At 61.4% G+C, this 17,550-nt stretch carries 16 protein-coding genes; 7 read left to right on the top strand and 9 right to left on the bottom strand.

The genetic code is table 11. The annotated features are described in order from the left end of the window. Positions 1-112 precede the first annotated feature (112 nt). Genes ACGKZZ_RS08400 through gph form a run of 4 tightly spaced genes read left to right on the top strand, consistent with a single transcriptional unit; the run spans position 113 to position 3,969 of the window. Positions 113-844, top strand: a complete 732-nt coding sequence (locus ACGKZZ_RS08400) for a biotin--[acetyl-CoA-carboxylase] ligase (RefSeq protein ID WP_411223072.1) — start codon at positions 113-115, stop codon at positions 842-844. A 27-nt stretch (positions 845-871) separates the two neighbouring features. Further along, positions 872-1,645, top strand: coding sequence for a type III pantothenate kinase (locus ACGKZZ_RS08395; protein ID WP_411223071.1), 774 nt, complete (start codon positions 872-874; stop codon positions 1,643-1,645). Between the two features lie 3 nt (positions 1,646-1,648). Continuing rightward, the gene (locus tag ACGKZZ_RS08390; RefSeq protein ID WP_411223070.1) at positions 1,649-3,316 is read left to right on the top strand and encodes a ribonuclease J; all 1,668 of its coding nucleotides are present in this window, start codon (positions 1,649-1,651) and stop codon (positions 3,314-3,316) included. Next, positions 3,313-3,969 carry a phosphoglycolate phosphatase gene (gph, locus tag ACGKZZ_RS08385; RefSeq protein ID WP_411223068.1) on the top strand — a complete coding sequence of 219 codons (657 nt, stop codon included), beginning with the start codon at positions 3,313-3,315 and terminating at the stop codon, positions 3,967-3,969. The genes ACGKZZ_RS08390 and gph overlap by 4 nt, the downstream gene beginning before the upstream one ends. Before the next feature lie 122 nt (positions 3,970-4,091). On the opposite strand, the gene ACGKZZ_RS08380 is transcribed toward gph, so the two are convergent. The 4 genes from ACGKZZ_RS08380 to ACGKZZ_RS08365 all read right to left on the bottom strand — a co-directional run bounded on the left by ACGKZZ_RS08380 (position 4,092) and on the right by ACGKZZ_RS08365 (position 9,780). Continuing rightward, a complete protein-coding gene (locus ACGKZZ_RS08380) occupies positions 4,092-5,618 on the bottom strand; it encodes a DEAD/DEAH box helicase (RefSeq protein WP_411223066.1) in 1,527 nt (508 codons plus the stop codon). Between the two features lie 222 nt (positions 5,619-5,840). Beyond that, positions 5,841-7,586: a glycosyltransferase family 2 protein gene (locus ACGKZZ_RS08375; protein WP_411223065.1), complete on the bottom strand. Its 1,746-nt coding sequence runs from the start codon at positions 7,584-7,586 to the stop codon at positions 5,841-5,843. A gap of 73 nt (positions 7,587-7,659) precedes the next feature. Beyond that, positions 7,660-9,267, bottom strand: a complete 1,608-nt coding sequence (locus ACGKZZ_RS08370; RefSeq protein WP_411223064.1) for a peptide chain release factor 3 — start codon at positions 9,265-9,267, stop codon at positions 7,660-7,662. A gap of 48 nt (positions 9,268-9,315) precedes the next feature. Further along, positions 9,316-9,780 (bottom strand): hypothetical protein, encoded by a 465-nt coding sequence (locus ACGKZZ_RS08365; protein ID WP_411223063.1) that lies wholly within the window; start codon positions 9,778-9,780, stop codon positions 9,316-9,318. Between the two features lie 141 nt (positions 9,781-9,921). Between ACGKZZ_RS08365 and ACGKZZ_RS08360 the strand changes: the two genes are divergently transcribed. Further along, positions 9,922-10,701 carry an SDR family oxidoreductase gene (locus tag ACGKZZ_RS08360; RefSeq protein ID WP_411223062.1) on the top strand — a complete coding sequence of 260 codons (780 nt, stop codon included), beginning with the start codon at positions 9,922-9,924 and terminating at the stop codon, positions 10,699-10,701. Positions 10,702-10,703: 2 nt separating this feature from the next. Next, positions 10,704-11,846, top strand: a complete 1,143-nt coding sequence (locus tag ACGKZZ_RS08355; protein ID WP_411223061.1) for a hypothetical protein — start codon at positions 10,704-10,706, stop codon at positions 11,844-11,846. Between the two features lie 48 nt (positions 11,847-11,894). On the opposite strand, the gene ACGKZZ_RS08350 is transcribed toward ACGKZZ_RS08355, so the two are convergent. The 5 genes from ACGKZZ_RS08350 to ACGKZZ_RS08330 form a co-directional block, all read right to left on the bottom strand. Beyond that, positions 11,895-12,593, bottom strand: a complete 699-nt coding sequence (locus tag ACGKZZ_RS08350) for a M48 family metalloprotease (RefSeq protein ID WP_411223060.1) — start codon at positions 12,591-12,593, stop codon at positions 11,895-11,897. Between the two features lie 72 nt (positions 12,594-12,665). Further along, the gene (locus ACGKZZ_RS08345; protein WP_411223059.1) at positions 12,666-13,097 is read right to left on the bottom strand and encodes an OsmC family protein; all 432 of its coding nucleotides are present in this window, start codon (positions 13,095-13,097) and stop codon (positions 12,666-12,668) included. Positions 13,098-13,227: 130 nt separating this feature from the next. Continuing rightward, positions 13,228-14,412 (bottom strand): vWA domain-containing protein, encoded by a 1,185-nt coding sequence (locus tag ACGKZZ_RS08340; RefSeq protein WP_411223058.1) that lies wholly within the window; start codon positions 14,410-14,412, stop codon positions 13,228-13,230. A 41-nt stretch (positions 14,413-14,453) separates the two neighbouring features. Beyond that, positions 14,454-14,576 (bottom strand): apolipoprotein acyltransferase, encoded by a 123-nt coding sequence (locus tag ACGKZZ_RS08335; RefSeq protein ID WP_411223057.1) that lies wholly within the window; start codon positions 14,574-14,576, stop codon positions 14,454-14,456. A gap of 41 nt (positions 14,577-14,617) precedes the next feature. After that, positions 14,618-15,988, bottom strand: a complete 1,371-nt coding sequence (locus ACGKZZ_RS08330; RefSeq protein WP_411223162.1) for a DUF2927 domain-containing protein — start codon at positions 15,986-15,988, stop codon at positions 14,618-14,620. A gap of 403 nt (positions 15,989-16,391) precedes the next feature. Here ACGKZZ_RS08330 and ACGKZZ_RS08325 point away from each other — a divergent pair, with 403 nt between their 5' ends. Next, on the top strand, positions 16,392-17,504 hold the full coding sequence (locus tag ACGKZZ_RS08325; RefSeq protein WP_411223056.1) for a class I SAM-dependent RNA methyltransferase: 1,113 nt from the start codon (positions 16,392-16,394) through the stop codon (positions 17,502-17,504). Positions 17,505-17,550 lie beyond the last annotated feature (46 nt).

Below are 17,550 nucleotides of genomic sequence, written 5' to 3'. Positions count from 1 at the left end.
ACTCCTGTGACGCGCCATTGGCGCGTCGCTTTGTTTTTTGCGTCCCGCTCTGCGGGTCGCGGTGCCTGCGGCGCGAGTTTATTTTGCAAGATGAAGCGGGCGGATTGTCTTTTTGAGCTGGCCGGCGGGATATGATCGTCAGGTTCTGGCAGAGGTCGACAGCACGATGGCAGAAGCCGCGCGTCAGGCGGCCAGGCTGTCGGGGCCGACCTGGATATGTGCGGCACGCCAGACCGCAGCGCGGGGCAGGCGCGGGCGGGTCTGGGTCAATCCCGAGGGCAATTTCGCCGCGACCCTGGTGATGCCGACGAGAGACCCCGCCGAGCGGCGGGCGTTGCGCAGTTTCGTCGCGGCGCTTGCGGTGTTCGATGCGCTGGCAGCGCTCACCGGGCGGGTCGATGGCATCACGTTGAAGTGGCCGAATGATGTGCTTTTGAACGGTGGCAAGGTGGCGGGCATCCTTCTTGAAAGCCTGGGCGACCATCTGGCGATCGGGATCGGCGTCAATCTGGCCCATGCGCCGACAGGCGCGCAGGTCGAGGCAGGGGCGTTGGCACCGGTGTCGGTACTGTCATCGACCGGTGTGGGACTTGCGCCCGAGGCGTTTCTGGACGCTCTGGCCGAGGCATATGCGGCGCGCGAGGCGACGTTCCAGACCTACGGATTTGCGCCGCTGCGCGAGGCGTGGCTGGCGCGCGCCGGGCGCTTGGGTGAGGACGTCACGGCGCGCATGGGGAACCGCGAGGTCGTTGGCACGTTCGAAACAGTGGACGCGGACGGGCGGATCGTCCTAAAAACCGCGCATGGACGAGAGGCCATCGCTGCGGCGGATATTTTCTTTTGAAAGCGACAGTTTGAAGGTGACAGAGCCATGCTTTTGACGATTGATTGCGGCAACACCAATACAGCCTTTTCGATCTGGGACGGGACGAAGTTCTTGTGCACCCTGCGCACGTCGACCCATCACGGGCGTACGGCCGATGCCTATTTCACCTGGTTCGCGACCCTGATCAAACATTACGAGATCGAGCCGAATATCACCGATGTGATCATCTCGTCCACGGTGCCGCGCGTGGTGTTCAATCTCCGGGTGTTTTCAGACCGGTTTTTCGGCGTGCGGCCTCTGGTCGTGGGCAAGCCCGAATGCCTGTTGCCGAACCCGCCACGGGTCGATGAAGGTGTCGTCGTGGGACCGGACAGGTTGGCCAATGCGGCAGGTGCCTTTGATCGGCATGGCGGCGATGTCGTGGTGGTTGACTTCGGCACCGCGACCAACTTCGACGTGGTGTCCGAGGACGGAGCCTATGTCGGCGGGGTGATCGCACCGGGGGTGAACCTGTCGCTGGAGGCACTGCATCAGGGGGCGGCGGCATTGCCCCATGTGGATGTGTCCCAACCGGAGCGGGTGATCGGCACCAATACGGTCGCCTGTATCCAGTCAGGTGTGTTCTGGGGCTATATCGGCCTCATCCAGGGCATCACCCAACGCATTCGCGATGAATATGGCCGACCGATGAAGGTGATCGGAACCGGCGGGCTTGCACCCTTGTTCGCACAGGGCGAGGTGCTATTTGACACAATCGAAAGTGACCTGACCATGCACGGTCTGACGGTCATTCACGCCTATAACAAAGATAATGGATAACACATGAGCAGCGAACGCATCATCTACCTGCCGCTTGGCGGGGCCGGCGAAATTGGCATGAACGCCTATGTCTATGGCTACGGCAAACCCGGCAAGGAGCGTTTGATCCTTGTGGACCTTGGCGTCACCTTTCCGGATATGGACAGCACGCCGGGCGTCGATCTGATCCTGCCGGACATGGCGTGGCTCAAGGAGCGGCGTGACCGGCTCGAGGCGATCTTCATCACCCACGCGCATGAAGACCATGTCGGCGCAATCGGCCATTACTGGAACGAGCTGGGCGCGCCGGTTTACGCACGCGAGTTCACGGCCCATATCGCGCGGCTCAAGATGGACGATCACGGGATATCTCCACAGACCGTCAAGACCGTCGCTGCGTGGCCCGAGACTGTCGAGGCCGGACCGTTCAAGGTGGGGTTCGTGCCGATTTCGCATTCCATTCCCGAAAGCTCGGGTCTGGTCATCGACACCCCCAAGGGACGGCTGGTGCATACCGGCGATTTCAAGATCGACGAGACGCCTCTTGTGGGCGAGGCGTTTGATCGCGAGATGTGGTCGGATCTGGCGAAACCTGGCGTCAAGGCACTGATCTGCGATTCCACCAACGTCTTTTCGGCGCATCCGGGTCGGTCCGAAGCCACCGTGGGCCCCGAAATCGAGGGTCTGGTGCGTGACGCGGCCGGGATGGTCGTTGCCACCACGTTCGCCTCCAACGTCGCGCGGGTCAAGACGTTGGCCGAAGCGGGTGAGCGTGCCGGACGCTCGGTCTGCCTGTTGGGGCGCGCGATGCGGCGAATGATCGAGGCATCGCTCAAGACCGGTGTGCTGAAGGATTTCCCGCAGACGATCAGCCCCGAGGAGGCCGCGCAACTGCCGCGCGAGAACCTGATGCTCATCGTGACCGGATCGCAAGGCGAGCGTCGCGCCGCTTCGGCGCAGCTGGCGCGGGGCAAGTATAACGGCATGGTGATGAAAGAAGGCGATCTGTTCCTGTTCTCGTCAAAAACCATTCCGGGCAACGAGCGCGGCGTGATCCGCATCATGAACCAGTTCTCCGAGCAGGGCGTGGATGTGGTCGATGACAGCTCCGGGCTTTACCACGTTTCGGGCCATGCCAACCGCCCCGACATCGAAACCATGCACGCACTTGTTGCGCCGCAGGTCGTGATCCCGATGCACGGCGAACACCGGCATCTGCGCGAGCATGTGAAACTGGCCGAAACCCACGGCCGCAAGGGGATGCTGGCGGTCAACGGGATGATGATCGACCTGTCCGGTAACACGCCGAGCGTCGCCGAATATATCGAGACCGGGCGGACGTATCTTGATGGAACGGTCAAGATCGGCGCGATGGACGGCGTGGTGCGCGACCGGATTCGCATGGCGATGAACGGGCATGTGATTGTGACGGTCATTCTGGATGAGGACGACGACATGCTGGGCGAGCCGTGGTGCGACACGATGGGGTTGCCCGAAATGGGGCGCAGCAACGCGCCGCTGGTGGATGCGCTGGAAGAGGATCTGTCGCAATTTATCGGTCGCGCGGGTGCGAAGGTGGTGACCAATGACGACAAGCTGGAGGAAGGCTTGCGTCGGGTGGCACGGCAGACAACGCTGAACGAGATCGGCAAGAAGCCCGAAGTGTCGGTGATCATCAGCCGTCTGGCATGACGCGGGCGATCGTGTTCGATCTGGACGGCACGCTGATCGACAGCCTGCCGGACATCGCGGCGGCGGCCAATGCGCTGCTTGCCGATCATGGGTTGGCTCCGTTGCCGGAACGCCAGATCGGCGGATTTGTGGGTATGGGCGAGCGGGTGTTTCTTGATCGGTTGATCAGCGCCACTGCGTTGGACCCGTTGAGCTATGACGCGCTGTTGGCGCAGTTCATCGCCCATTACAAGCTCTGCACCGGCTTGACCCGTGTCTTTCCCGGCGTTCTGGAAACGCTTGCGCAGTTGCGGGCCGACGGGCTTGTGCTGGGTATTTGCACCAACAAGCCGGGTGGTCCGCTGGACGCTGTTCTGGACGCGGTTGATCTGCGACGGCATTTTGACGTGGTGATTGCCGGCGATACGCTTTCCTTGCGCAAACCCGATCCGGCGCCCTTGCGGTTGGCGTTCGAGAGGTTGGGGGCCACGCATGGCGTCTATGTCGGTGATAGCGACGTGGATGCGGCGACCGCACTGGCTGCACATGTTCCGTTTGTGCTCTACACCGAAGGGATCAGGTCAAAGCCGGTCGAGCACATCCCGCATGACCGCGCGTTCCGGCGGTTCTCCGACCTTTACGGACTGTGCAAGGACGTGATGCGCGCCATTTGATGACGTGATGCCAACACGATTTTCGATGCGCAACAGTGGGGCAGGTAAGGGGGCTTTGGCCCCCGTCGCGTTCGCGACGCCCCCCAAGGTATTTGACGCGCAAAGAAGTCCGGGCGCTTGGTTCAACCGGTCCGGCGTTCGTCGAAACTCTTGGCGATGAACGTGGGCATATGATCGCCCATGCCCACGACCTTGTTGTCGCGGTCATTGCGACGACCGCGCGACGCGGAACTGGAATTGTCCGTTTTTCCGGACTGTGTCTCTTGGGGCTTGGGCTTGTCCGCAGGCTTGCTTTGTGGTTTTTGCGGCGGCGGGCTTGGCTTTTTATGGGCCTGCTGATCGCTCTTGTGCTCGGACGGCGCCTTGGTGTCCTGCGCGACAGATTTCGGCTCGGCCTGTTTGGAGCGGCTGCGACCGCTGCGCGAACGGCTCGATTTGGACTCCTTGCCTGACGTCTCCTGATCGGCAGGCGCTTCGGTGTCTGACCGAGGCGTCGCGTCTCCCAACGGGTTTGCGATGCGCGGAATATCCTTTTGCAGCAGACGTTCGATCGCGTCGAAGTTCTTTTCGTCCTTGGGTGCGCAGATCATCATGGCCTTGCCATCGCGCCCGGCCCGGCCGGTGCGACCGATGCGGTGGACGTAATCTTCGGCATGGCTTGGCACGTCGAAATTGAAGACGTGGCTGACAGCCGGTACGTCAAGTCCGCGCGCGGCCACATCAGAGGCGATGAGGAAGCGCAGGTCGCCTTCGCGGAAACCATCAAGGGTCTTGGTACGTTGCGACTGATCCAGATCGCCGTGGATCGGTGCGGCGTCATAGCCGTGTTTCTTGAGCGATTTTGCCACCACATCCACATCTGTCTTGCGGTTGCAAAAGACGATTGCGTTGGTGCATTTGTCGCCTTCGCCGTCGATCAGCGCGCGCAGAAGGGCGCGTTTTTCGGTGCCTTCACGGTCACGGCGCGACGCCTTGAACATCACCACGCCTTGTTCGATCGTCTCGGACGCGGAGGCTTGGCGGGCAACCTCGACGCGCGCGGGATTGGACAGGAAGGTGTTGGTGATCCGCTCGATCTCGGGCGCCATGGTGGCCGAAAAGAACAGCGTCTGGCGGGTAAAGGGCGTGAGCGAGAAGATGCGTTCGATGTCGGGAATGAACCCCATGTCGAGCATCCGGTCAGCTTCGTCGACGACCATGACCTGAACGCCGGTGAGCAGCAATTTGCCGCGCTCGAAATGATCGAGCAGGCGGCCCGGCGTCGCGATGAGAACATCGACACCCTTATCGATGGCCGCATCCTGTTCCTTGAAACTGACCCCGCCGATCAGCAAGGCCTTGGTCAGCTTGACGTGCTTTGCATAGGTGTCGAAGTTTTCCGCCACCTGCGCCGCCAGTTCCCGCGTCGGACACAGCACAAGGCTGCGCGGCATGCGGGCGCGGGCACGGCCGCGGGCCAGAAGCGTGATCATCGGCAGCACGAAGCCTGCCGTTTTGCCTGTTCCGGTCTGGGCGATGCCGAGAACGTCGCGGCCTTCGAGAGCGGGGGGGATTGCGCCGGCCTGAATCGGGGTCGGCGTATCGTAGCCGGCCTCTTCAATAGCTTTGACGACTTTCGGGTTGAGATTTAACTCAGAAAATTTTGTCATGTGATTCCGTTGTTCACGGACTGCCAGCGCCCGTGCGTCTGAAGGTGATCCGGCCCGTTTGGCCCTGTGTTGTGCCACAGTCGAGATCTCGGGCTTTATTAGCGGTGTTGCAGAGGGGCGTCAATGTCATGTGACATACCTGCGCGCATGTGCCTTTTTCAGGCAATATCGGTGGTGAATGCGCAACAATGCCAGATGTCCATTGCAAACGGGTACATGGCATTACGCCCCGAGGGCTCCGAACCGGCGCTGGACCGCTGCGTCCGCATCAAAGGCAGGTGTCAGCAACAGGTTGTGACGCGCAAGCCGTTGGCGCAGGTCCGCAGTGTCGAGGCACAGTTCATCAAAGAACATGCGCAGGCCTTCGTCGCCCTCTTCCTGCCGGAGATAATGCAGCAACCGCCCGACCGATTTCGGCGCCTCGTCGTCGCGGATGCGATAAGAGCCCCTGCTTTGACGGAACTCCAGCTTGGCGATGAAACTGTCCCAATCCGGGGCGTGCAGATGGCCCAGATAGACGGACCCGAGAGTCGTGGTGTTGCGCACATCCTGGCCGTGGGCGCGCAACCGGTGGATGGCTAGGCGCACATCCTCCAGTCCGGTTCGCGCGAACACCTTGCCTGCCAGATGGCTGAGAAAGCCGCCACGCACATAGCTGCCGAATGTGGGGTAGATGTCATGCGTGGCGTGGGGGGCAACCCCTTGGGCGGTGGTGCGCAGCTTGAAATGCTTGGGCAACATTCCCGGATGCGGCGCGGCCAGCGCCTCGGCCGGGTAGATCCGTGCGCCTGCCATCGCCTCGGGAACGCCCTGCAAGACCGTGGCAAGGGGCGTGTCGGTGAGGATGAATTCATCGATATCGATATGGCCAAGCCAGTCGACCCGTCCGGCGGCGTCGCGCAAGGCGCGCGTGGCGTTGAAGGCCTGGCGCAATTGATGCGCTTCGGGGCGTTCTTTGCCGAGATCGCGCCAATATGCTGCGTCGCATTGTGTGATCTGAACCGAGGGGGTGTCGCGCAGCAAGGCTGAAATGTCGGGCGCCGGTGCGTCGAGGAACAGATGGATATGCGCGGCGCCCAGTTTGAGGTGATGGGCGACGAATCGCGCAACGTCCGGCAGGCGCGCGTTTGTGGTGCACACAAGACCCCAGCTGGGGCTGCGCGCGGGGGCGCTGGCAACCGGAACGACGACACCCGGAGACGCTGCCGGGGCGGAGTCGGTGCGGCGCAGTTTTCGGGCGCGCAGACGATGCAGGCGGCGAAACACCGTGCGTGGATCGTCGATCAATTGTTGCAGCATGTCATGCGCGAGCGGGCGGATCACCGGGTCTGCGTCTGCCTCTGTCCAGAGTCTGGCGAGCATGTTGGCGTCAAGCCCACCGTCAGTGAGCGAAAATGCGTCCATCTCAAGCGGCAAGGGGCCGGGTGCGCGCCCGTCGAGCGTGAAGGGGCGGTCGGCGTCGCGGCCCGAATACAGCCGTTCGCTTTCATAGAGCTTCATCGTGTTGAAAAGGGTCGAAAGCGCCAGCCCGGCGCTGCGTTGCGCGGCAGTTGTGCCGTGATCGCCGAAGGTTGTGAGGCTTGAGACTTTCCAGCGCAGATCCATTTCGGAGATCAGTAACGGCGCATGTTCACGCCAAAGGCGCTGGAACAGGGCAGCGGTGTGGGGCGGTTGGCTTCGTTTTCGCAGATGCGCGATCAGCAGGGCGTTCAGATGAAGAAGCGCGTTCTGCCCCTTGAGTTCGTTGGAAAGTTCCCATTCCTTGCGGGCATGATCAGAGCGGGTGTTGCCGTGATCGATTGGCGCGGCAACAACTGTTCTGGCCAAAGCGTTCAGATCACAATCAAGCGGAGGCAAGGATTCGCCGGTCGCGAATTGCAACGGCGCGCGGCGGGCGTTCATCTGATCAAGTATCCCGGCCAGCCCGTTTGGATAGGCCGGGTTTTGCGGCGCGTCTTCACTGCTCATGCGCGCAGAGTGCCGCGAGGGCGCGCTGGGATCAACGTTAAAAAGAAGCGGACAAGGCGCATGGAAGGGCGGCTTATACCATCATTTCCTTGGTCGCAGACAGGGTCACGTCGGGATAGTCGCGGGTGATGCGGTCGATGTCCCATTGCAAGCGGGTCAGGTAGACGACATCGCCATCATTGTCCTCGGCCATGTGCTGCTTGTTGGCATTGACCAGCTTTTCCACAGCGTCCTTTGGTCCGTGTACCCAGCGCGCAGAGGTGAATTGCGACGCCTCGAACCGCACCGGAAGGCCGTATTCCAACTCGATCCGGCTGCCGAGGACTTCGAATTGCAACGCGCCGACAACTCCGACGATAAAGCCCGAGCCGATCATCGGCTTGAACACCTTTGCCGCGCCTTCTTCGGCAAATTGCATCAGCGCTTTTTCCAGGTGCTTTGATTTCAGCGGATCACCGGCCCGCACCGATTGAAGCAGTTCCGGCGCAAATGACGGAATGCCCGTCACCTTGAGAGCTTCGCCCTCGGTCAGCGTGTCGCCGATGCGCAATTGTCCGTGGTTGGGAATGCCGATGATGTCTCCGGCCCAGGCCTCGTCGGCCAGTTCCCGGTCGGCGGCGAGAAACAGGACCGGATTGGTGATGGTCATCGGTTTCTTGGAGCGCACATGCGTGAGTTTCATGCCGCGTTTGAAGTGACCGGACGCCATGCGCAAAAACGCCACGCGGTCGCGGTGCTTGGGATCCATATTCGCCTGAACCTTGAAGACAAAGCCGGAAACCTTTGTTTCCTCGGGCATGATCTGGCGGGGTGTTGCGGATTGCGGTTGTGGTTCGGGGCCGTATGTCCCGATGCCGTTCATCAGTTCCTGAACGCCGAAGCTGTTGATCGCAGAGCCGAACCAGATCGGGGTCATGTGCCCTTCGAGAACTGCTTGCGGATCCAGTTTGGGAAGCAGCTCACGCGCCATTTCAACTTCTTCGCGCAGCTGCTCCAACAGATGCGCGGGGATATGTTCGGCCAGCTTGGGATCGTCCAGGCCTTCGATGGCGATGCTTTCGGCCACCTTGTTGCGGTCGGCGCGATCCATGAGTTCAAGGCGGTCGCGCAAGAGATCATAGCATCCCAGAAAATCCCGGCCCACGCCGATGGGCCAGCTTGCCGGGGTGACGTCGATGGCAAGGTTTTCCTGAATTTCGTCGATAATGTCGAACGTATCGCGGCTTTCGCGGTCCATCTTGTTGCAGAAGGTCAGGATCGGCAGGTCGCGCAGGCGGCAGACTTCGAACAGCTTTTGCGTCTGGCTTTCCACACCTTTCGCACCGTCGATCACCATGACGGCCGCATCCACCGCCGTCAAAGTGCGGTAGGTGTCTTCAGAGAAATCAGAGTGCCCCGGCGTGTCGACGAGGTTGAAGCGGAAGCCCTTGAAGTCGAACGACATTGCGCTGGCCGAAACCGAGATGCCGCGGTCCTGTTCCATCTTCATGTAGTCAGATCGCGTTCGCCGCGCTTCGCCCTTGGCGCGGACCTGTCCGGCCATCTGAATCGCGCCGCCGTAAAGCAGAAATTTCTCTGTCAGCGTGGTCTTGCCGGCATCTGGATGCGAGATGATGGCAAAGGTGCGCCGCCGGGCAATTTCGGCAGGCAATTCAGGGCGATTTGTGGCTGTATCGAGCATGAGCGCGCGTATAGGCGGCGCTTGGCGCCTTGTCCATAAGGGCCGTGATCAGCCGACCGCGCGCAGGGCGATGACGTTGCTCGGCTCCCCGGCGGCAACCGGCGTCGGGACGATGACCGGCTCGAACGCCAGGTCGCACATGGACATGTCGATCAGGACATATTCCACGCCGCTTTGCATTTCGGTTTCACCGATGAAGTAAAGTTCGCCATTGCAGACAGTTGCGTAGATGTCGGCGCGACGGCCGGTTGTCGTCATGAAGATGAGCTGCGCAAGCGTGTTCAGCGTGTCAGCCGGAAGATTGGCCGCGACGGAGCGTGTAAACCTGTCGGTCGTGCCGCCTTGCGCGGTAACCGAGGACCAGAGTGCGTCGGGTTTCACCTGATAGATATCGCCAGGGACCAGATCGGTCAGACGACGGATGGGATCGCCGCGACAAACGCCGAACTCGGCGCGCAGGCCCTGCGCCGGACAGGCCTTGTACGTCGTCGCTGAATCACTTTGGCAGGCCATAACTTATCACTACTCGATTATTAATTCTCGCCGGTTCCCTGATACTTGCGGCTAACCTTTAAGATCGCCGCTAATTATGTCAGGTCTATGAAGACCGCGTGTCTTTTCGCGTACGAATTAAGTCAAATTGGGAGAGTTGAGATGGATCTTGGAATCAACGGAAAGCGGGCTTTGGTCAGCGCATCGAGCAAGGGTCTGGGGCGCGGATGTGCCGAGGCATTGGCGCAGGCCGGCGTGTCGCTCGTGATGAATGCCCGCGGCTCGGACGCGCTCGAGGCGACGGCCGCAGAGATCCGCGAGACCTACGGTGTCGAGGTGGTGACGGTCGCGGCGGATATCGTCAGCGTAGAGGGCCGCGCCAAGGTCCTGGAAGCGGCAGGCGCGGTGGACATTCTTGTCACCAATGCGGGCGGGCCGCCGCCGGGCCTGTGGTCCGATTGGGACCGGAGCGATTTCATCAAGGCGCTCGATGCCAACATGCTGACGCCGATCGCTTTGATGACAGCTCTGATGCCGGGCATGATGGAGCGGGGTTGGGGCCGGGTGGTCAACATCACCTCGCAATCGGTCAAGGCACCGATCCCGGCGCTGGGGCTGTCGAACGCGGCGCGCACCGGGCTGACCGGCTATGTGGCGGGAACCGCGCGGCAAGTCGCGTCGAGCGGCGTGATCGTCAACAACCTCCTGCCGGGCATCCACGCGACCGATCGCGCCGACCAGTTGGACGGTGGCGTGTCCAAAGCACAAGGGATCTCGGTCGATCAGGCGCGCAAGAACCGCCAGGAGACCATTCCGGCGCGGCGCTATGGCACGCGGCAGGAATTCGGTCAGACCTGTGCGTTCTTGTGCTCGCAACATGCCGGGTTCATTGTCGGGCAAAACATTCTTGTCGACGGTGGCGGCACCAATATGACGATCTAGCCGTGGCGCGCGGACCGGATGGTAAGGGGCAGGCGCAAGGGTTTTCGCTTCGGGACCGGCTGTTCAACGCAGGTACGATTGGCGATATGGCGCAAGAATATTCGGTGCTGCCGGAATTTGATGCGGACCGGTTTCAGGAAACGGCGCTTGCGGGGCTGGCCCCGCTCGGGCTGATGCAACGGCTGGACTGGCTGGCCACCTGCATCGAAGAGCAGTTGCCGAAGCGGTTTCCAGAGATGGCCGAAGCGCTCGAAAGCGCGATGCCTCCGCCGCTTGATCCGATGCGCTCGGATAACGATTTCGGACGGTTCATCCATGCGGTTCCCGGTATTCTGGCGGTGCGGCACGGGATGGAGGCGCATCGCGACCGGGCGTTGGACCTGCTTGAAATGGCCACGCAGCGGTTCTCGATGGAATATTACCTCCGCCCGTTCCTGAACCGCTGGCCAGATCAGACGCTTGCGCGGCTGGACCGGTGGGTGACGCATGAGAATTACCACGTCCGCCGCCTTGTGAGCGAGGGCACGCGCCCGCGCTTGCCCTGGGCCGCGAACATTACGCTGGATCCCTTGGTACCCTTGCGGTTTCTAGATGCCTTGCACGGCGATCCGACGCGGTATGTCACGCGATCGGTTGCGAACCACATGAACGATCTGACGCGCCGTGCACCGGATGTGGTGGTCGATCATCTGTCAGACTGGGCGAAAAAAGGGCTGCAAACGGCGTGCGAGTTGGACTGGATCACGCGTCACGCGCTGCGGACGGCTGTCAAACGGGGTGAGCCTCGGGCATTGGCGCATTTGGGGTATGTCCAGGATGCCGCGATGGATGTGGAATTGACCCTTGCGCCCAACCCGGTTGAGATCGGCGATGCGATCAAGATTGAGGTGACGCTATGCGCCGCGCAGGACATGCCGATTATGGTGGATTACCGCATCACCTTTCAGAGTCAAACCGGGCGCGAGCGTGAAAAGGTTTTCAAACTCAAGACCTTAAAGGCCAAAGCAGGCGAGGTGATGACGGTTTCAAAATCACACCGGCTGAAGGCGGGCGCATCGACCTTTACGCTGCATCCGGGTCCGCACCGTGTTGTGGTTCAGGTCAACGGGCAAGATCGCGCCACTGGCGTTTTTCAATTGATGTGATGGGTGAAGATTTTAACATATCCATCGGATAATGCGTGACAATATCGGCTAGTCTCGGGACGGTGCGTTGGTCCAGCGGTGTTCCAGCGCGTCAAGCGCAGCGATCCGTTCGGCGGTTTTCGGGTGCGACATGAGCCACGCCGGCACCGCACCGGAGCGGGCTTGCGTCAGTTTGTCGAGTTTGAGGAACAGCGATTTTTGCGCCGAGATTCCGATACCGGCCTTGTGCAACAAGGCAGCAGCATAGGCGTCGGCCTCGTATTCATCGCCCCGTGACAGGCGGGCCGCGAGAAGGGTGGCCAATCCGTTGGCGATCCAGACACCCACCCCGGGAATAAAGCGCGACAGCACCATCGCAAGCGCGGTGCGCAGCGCATTTTGACCCGAAAAGTCGATCATGCGGCGACGGGAGTGGCCCAATGCGACGTGGCCCAGCTCATGCGCGATGACGCTGGCCAATTCTTCGCCGGTCACTTCGTTGTTCTGGTATTTGCGGTAAAATCCACGGGTGATGAAAATGCGCCCGTCTGGTGCAGCAAGGCCGTTTACCGGGTCAATCTCGTAGATATTCACGCGGATACGATCCAGATCGAGCGCCGCGGCCAGGCGATCTGTCAGAGCCTTGAGCTTGGGATCGGCAAGCTCGGTGGAGCGGGCATCAAGCTCGCGTTTGGTGCGCCAGACGGAGAAATGATACATCGCAAGCGCATAGAGGATCGCGAGCAGGATCGGGGTGAATTTCAACATGTATTAGATATGGTGCGGCGACGTGCCTTGGGCAAGCGCGGCGCGCATGGACGCCGCGCTTTTTAAGCGTCGTTAGCTGGTCAGCTTGGCGTCAAGCGTGATGTCCGCTCCGGCCAGCACCTTGGACACGGGGCAGTTTTCCTTGGCGGTCTGAGCGGCCTTGTGAAAATCATCTTCGCTCAGGCCTGGAATTTTAGCTTCCAGATCAAGGTGAACCTTGGTGATGGTAAAGCCGCCGGCTTGTTCCTCCAGGGACACGGTTGCTTTCGTGTCGATCGAGTCCGCGGTGGCGTCATAATCCCCGAGGATCATTGACAAAGCCATCGAGAAACATCCCGCATGCGCCGCGCCGATCAGTTCTTCGGGGTTGGTGCCGGGCTTGTTTTCGAACCGCGTGTTGAAGCCGTAAGGCTGTTCGTCAAGCACGCCGGATTCCGTTGAGATCTGGCCTTTGCCATCTTTCAGGCCGCCGGACCAATGTGCGGATGCAGTTTTCTTAATCATTTGATCATGTCCTTTCGTTAGGGAGGTCTTGATCGAAGAACCAGCCGCGGCGCTGCGCGGTTCCTTCACACCGGCAAGAATTGGAGAATTGCGAAGAAAGAGCGATGGAGAGGCTGCTAGGGGTGGACCACTATTTTGCCAGCGCCGTGATGCCGCGCGTGATGCCCTCAAGCGTCATCGGCACCATCGCGTCCTCGAATATCTCGCGGATCATGCCGATGGACTGGGTATGTGGCCAGTGCTGCTGCGGCGTCGGGTTGATCCAGAGATGAGAGGGCCATTGCGTCCGTGCACGCTCGAGCCAAACTTGTCCGGCTTCGGTATTCCAATGCTCATTGGCACCGCCCGCAAAGGCGATCTCGTAGGGCGACATGCTCGCGTCACCGACGAAAATACATTTGTAATCAGGGCCGTATGTGTTGAGCACGTCTCTCGTCGGAGTCACCGCATCCCAGCGGCGACGGTTGTCTTTCCAGACGCCTTCGTAAAGGCAGTTGTGGAAGTAGTAATGCTCAAGATGCTTGAATTCGGCGCGCGCGGCAGAGAACAGTTCCTCCACGACCTTGACATGAGGGTCCATCGAACCGCCGACATCCAGAAACAGAATGACCTTGACCGCATTGCGCCGCTCGGGGCGGGTTTGCACGTCAAGATACCCATGTTCGGCGGTGGCACGAATGGTGCCGTCAAGGTCCAGTTCGTCCATCGCCCCGTCCCGCGCCCAGCGACGCAGACGTTTGAGCGCAACCTTGATGTTGCGGGTGCCCAGCTCGACGCTGTCGTCCAGGTTGCGGAACTCGCGCTTGTCCCAGACCTTGACCGCGCGCTGATGGCGGCTTTGGTCTTGCCCGATGCGCACGCCTTCGGGGTTGTAACCATAGGCGCCGAAGGGGGACGTGCCGGCGGTTCCAATCCACTTGTTGCCCCCCTGATGGCGGCCCTGCTGCTCCTTGAGGCGTTCCTTCAGGGTCTCCATCAGCTTGTCAAACCCGCCCAGCGCTTCGATCTCGGCCTTTTCGGCATCGCTCAGGTGCTTTTCCGCCATCTTGCGCAGCCAGTCTTCAGGCAGATCAAGCGCGTCGAGAACGGCATCGGAGCTCAGATGTTCAAGACCCTTGAATGCCTCGGCAAAGGCGCGGTCAAAACGGTCGATGTGGCGCTCGTCTTTGACCATCGCGCTGCGTGCGAGATAGTAAAATGCTTCGGGGTCATAGGTGGCGAGACCCGCGCGCATCGCCTCAAGAAAGCTGAGGTATTCGCGTAGCGAAACGGGCACGCCAGTGCGGCGGAGAGTGTCAAAAAACGGAACGAACATGCGGCAGATCTAGCAACTGGAGCAGCGCCTGACCAGCGCCGTCAGAAGACCAGCTTTTCAATGACAATCGTCAGGATCAGCCCGGCCAGCCCGCCGATAATCGCAAAGACCGCGCCGTATTGCCACAGATCACCGCGGCTGCCGTTGCGTTTTTTCGCGCTCATGGCACCGAAAATGGCTCCCAGAACGACCCCTGCAATGACGATCATAACCTGCCTCTGCCCCTGTTGAGCGGATTGAGCGAACTGATCTCGCGCAGTTTGGCGCGCACCGACCAGTCCGAACCGAACCCGTAGCGCGCCCATCCCAGACTGTCCAGACGCACATCGGCCCCCGCCGAGGCGCGCCCCGAAAGATCGAACGCTTCGGCGCGCAGCATGAGCAAGGTCGCCAGCAGCGCAGCGTTCTCGTACCGGGCCGCCAGATCGACGGAGTGACCGGTGAGGTTCAGCGCAACATCGGGGCGATCTTCGGTCAAGGCAAACGCGGCGAGTTGCGACGCCACATAGGCCCGGTGCAGCTCGGTCTCGGGAGTGCGGGCGAAATACATATCGGCCAGCAGGAACTGTTCGCGGGCGACGTCCGGCCTGGTGCTTTGCAGGATGCGCCCCATGGCATAATGGGCGAAGCCGCGACGGTGATCCTGCCACCCCATCGCAGAGGCAATGCCCAGCGCTTCGGTGGCGGCGGCGCGTCGCGCTCCGGCGGATGCGCCCGGTCCGAGAGCGGTCTGGATGGCATCGATCCACGGGCGCGGGGTGCGCGCCGCGCGTCTGGCTGGCACGCCACGGCCCTGCGGATTGAGGCGGTCGAGAATGGCGGGGAGGCGCGCCATCACCTGTTGTCGCGTCATGCCGTTGCGCAGGGCAGGATCGTAATGGGCGCGCAGCACCAGCATGTCATATCCGGTCAACACGGTGTGGACATTATCGTCATTGAACACCGAATTTGGCAGGCGATAGAGGTCGTTGAGCGGGCCAAGCGCCTGTGCGAGTTCTTCGTGCAGGCAGTCGCGCGCCTCTTGCGGGCTGGAATCGTTGGGCAGGAAGATCGCCAGCCGCGTACGGCTGGTCAGCGTGCTCCAGTTCACCCTGCTTGATCGCCGGGCGCGGCGGTATTCTGGCAAAGTGGACACATTGGGCACCACGAAACACGCCGCCTGGGGCAGAACGCGCTGGATCTCGGCGCGGCTGACCGCGTTGATGGTGATGTTTGCGTCCGCAGACGCCGTGGGCGTGATGTCGATGCCGGCTTCACGGCGCAACCGGTGCAGCAAGCGATCAAGGTCGCGCGGCACGGAAGGTTGCGCGTTGCCGATCAGGCGTACCGTGATGGGCCCTTCGAACCGCGTGAACACATCAAGCGTGCGGCCCGATTCCAGGCTCATGGACAGGTCCATGAAATCGCGTGCGAGATCGGCATTGGATGTGTGCACGGCGACGGGGCGGGGGATCGAAAAGACCTTCATCGACGGCAGGCTCGAGTCGACGAATGCGGCGCGGGTCGTGGTTTCGGATTGCGTCACCGGCATACAGGCATTGAGCAGCAGGGTCAGGGGCAACAGAATACGGCGCATCATCGGCGCGACCCCAAACACGAGATCGGGCACGCCGGGGCATCGCCGTGCGTTGCACTTCGCAAGGATGACGCGTTCGCGTGCAAAATGCACGCGGCCAAAGGACTGTGGGACATATCGAAAGCCTGCCTGCTCATTGCGGATACTTTTCGATCCGCTGTTTTTTTGTCCGCTCTGGGGCAAGCTTAGGGCGAAAGCATGGGTTTTGGCCAGAGCGGAACATTCAGCCCGAATCACTTTTTATATCCGTTGAGGTTGGGCGCGGAATTTCGCATGATTTCAACGGCGTAATCAGTGCAAAGAAGCAACAAGCGGGTATGTCCCGGCTTTGACACGGGATGAGTGTCTGCCACGTCATCGGCCAAGGCTCGCGCTCATCGGCAAATCGGGATAGAGCACAGTGATGACAGATATTGATCCTATCGAGATATTCCTGTCCGGGACGCCGGGGCTGGAGAGTGTGCTGCGCGACGAGGCGCGCGCGGCCGGATTTATCGATCCCCAGGTCGTCCCCGGTGGCGTGACGCTCGCGGGCGGCTGGCCCGATGTGTGGCGCGCCAATCTGGTGTTGCGCGGCGCGGGGCGGGTTCTCGCACGGGTGGCGCGGTTTCGCGCGATGCATCCGGCGCAGCTCGACAAGCGCGCACGCAAGGTCGAGTGGGCAGCGTTACTGCGCCGCGACGTGCCGTACCGGGTCGAGGCGAGCTGTCGCAAATCGCGTATCTACCATGCGGGCGCGGCGAAAGAGCGGGTGGAAAACGCCATCGCCGCCGCATTGGGGCAAAAGCCGGCGGAAAAGGCGGCTTTGGTTGTGCGGGTTCGCATCGAGGACGATCTCTGCGACATCAGTCTCGATACATCCGGCGAGGCATTGCACAAACGTGGTCACAAGCAAGCGGTTGGCAAGGCACCGATGCGCGAGACGTTGGCGGCGCTGTTCCTGCGATCCTGCGGTTTTAACGGAACCGAACCGGTCCTCGATCCGATGTGCGGGTCAGGCACGTTCGTGATCGAAGCGGCCGAGATGGCTTTGGGCCTTGCGCCGGGGCGTGCGCGCTCGTTCGGTTTCGAAAATCTGGCCTCGTTCGATGCCGATGCCTGGGCGGCGATGAAAGCCGCGATGTCGACGCCAGAGCCGTCCGAACTGCGCTTTCATGGCTCCGACAGGGACGCCGGTGCAATCGCGAACGCAACGGCCAATGCGGAACGCGCCGGTGTGTCCGGCGTCACCCGATTTGCACATCGCCCGATCGCCGACATCACTCCGCCCGAAGGTCCGCCCGGGTTGGTCATCGTCAACCCGCCTTATGGTGCGCGGATCGGCAACCGAAACCTGCTCTTCGCGCTCTACGGCACGTTTGGAACGGTGCTGAAAGACCGGTTCAAGGGATGGCGCGTCGGGATCGTGACGTCTGATAAAGGGCTCGCACGGGCCACAGGGCTGCATTTCCGCCAGGTCAGCGCTCCGATCCCGCATGGCGGGCTGAAAATCCAACTGTTCCAGGCAAATCTCTGACCTTCGGGTTTCTTTTGGCCAAAAATACCTTGGGGGAGCCCGCCTT

Source organism: Marivita sp. S2033 (assembly GCF_046592965.1).
Taxonomy (GTDB): domain Bacteria; phylum Pseudomonadota; class Alphaproteobacteria; order Rhodobacterales; family Rhodobacteraceae; genus Marivita.
The sequence above is the reverse complement of the archived record's forward strand: the minus strand, read 5'-3'. Positions and strand labels throughout refer to the sequence as shown.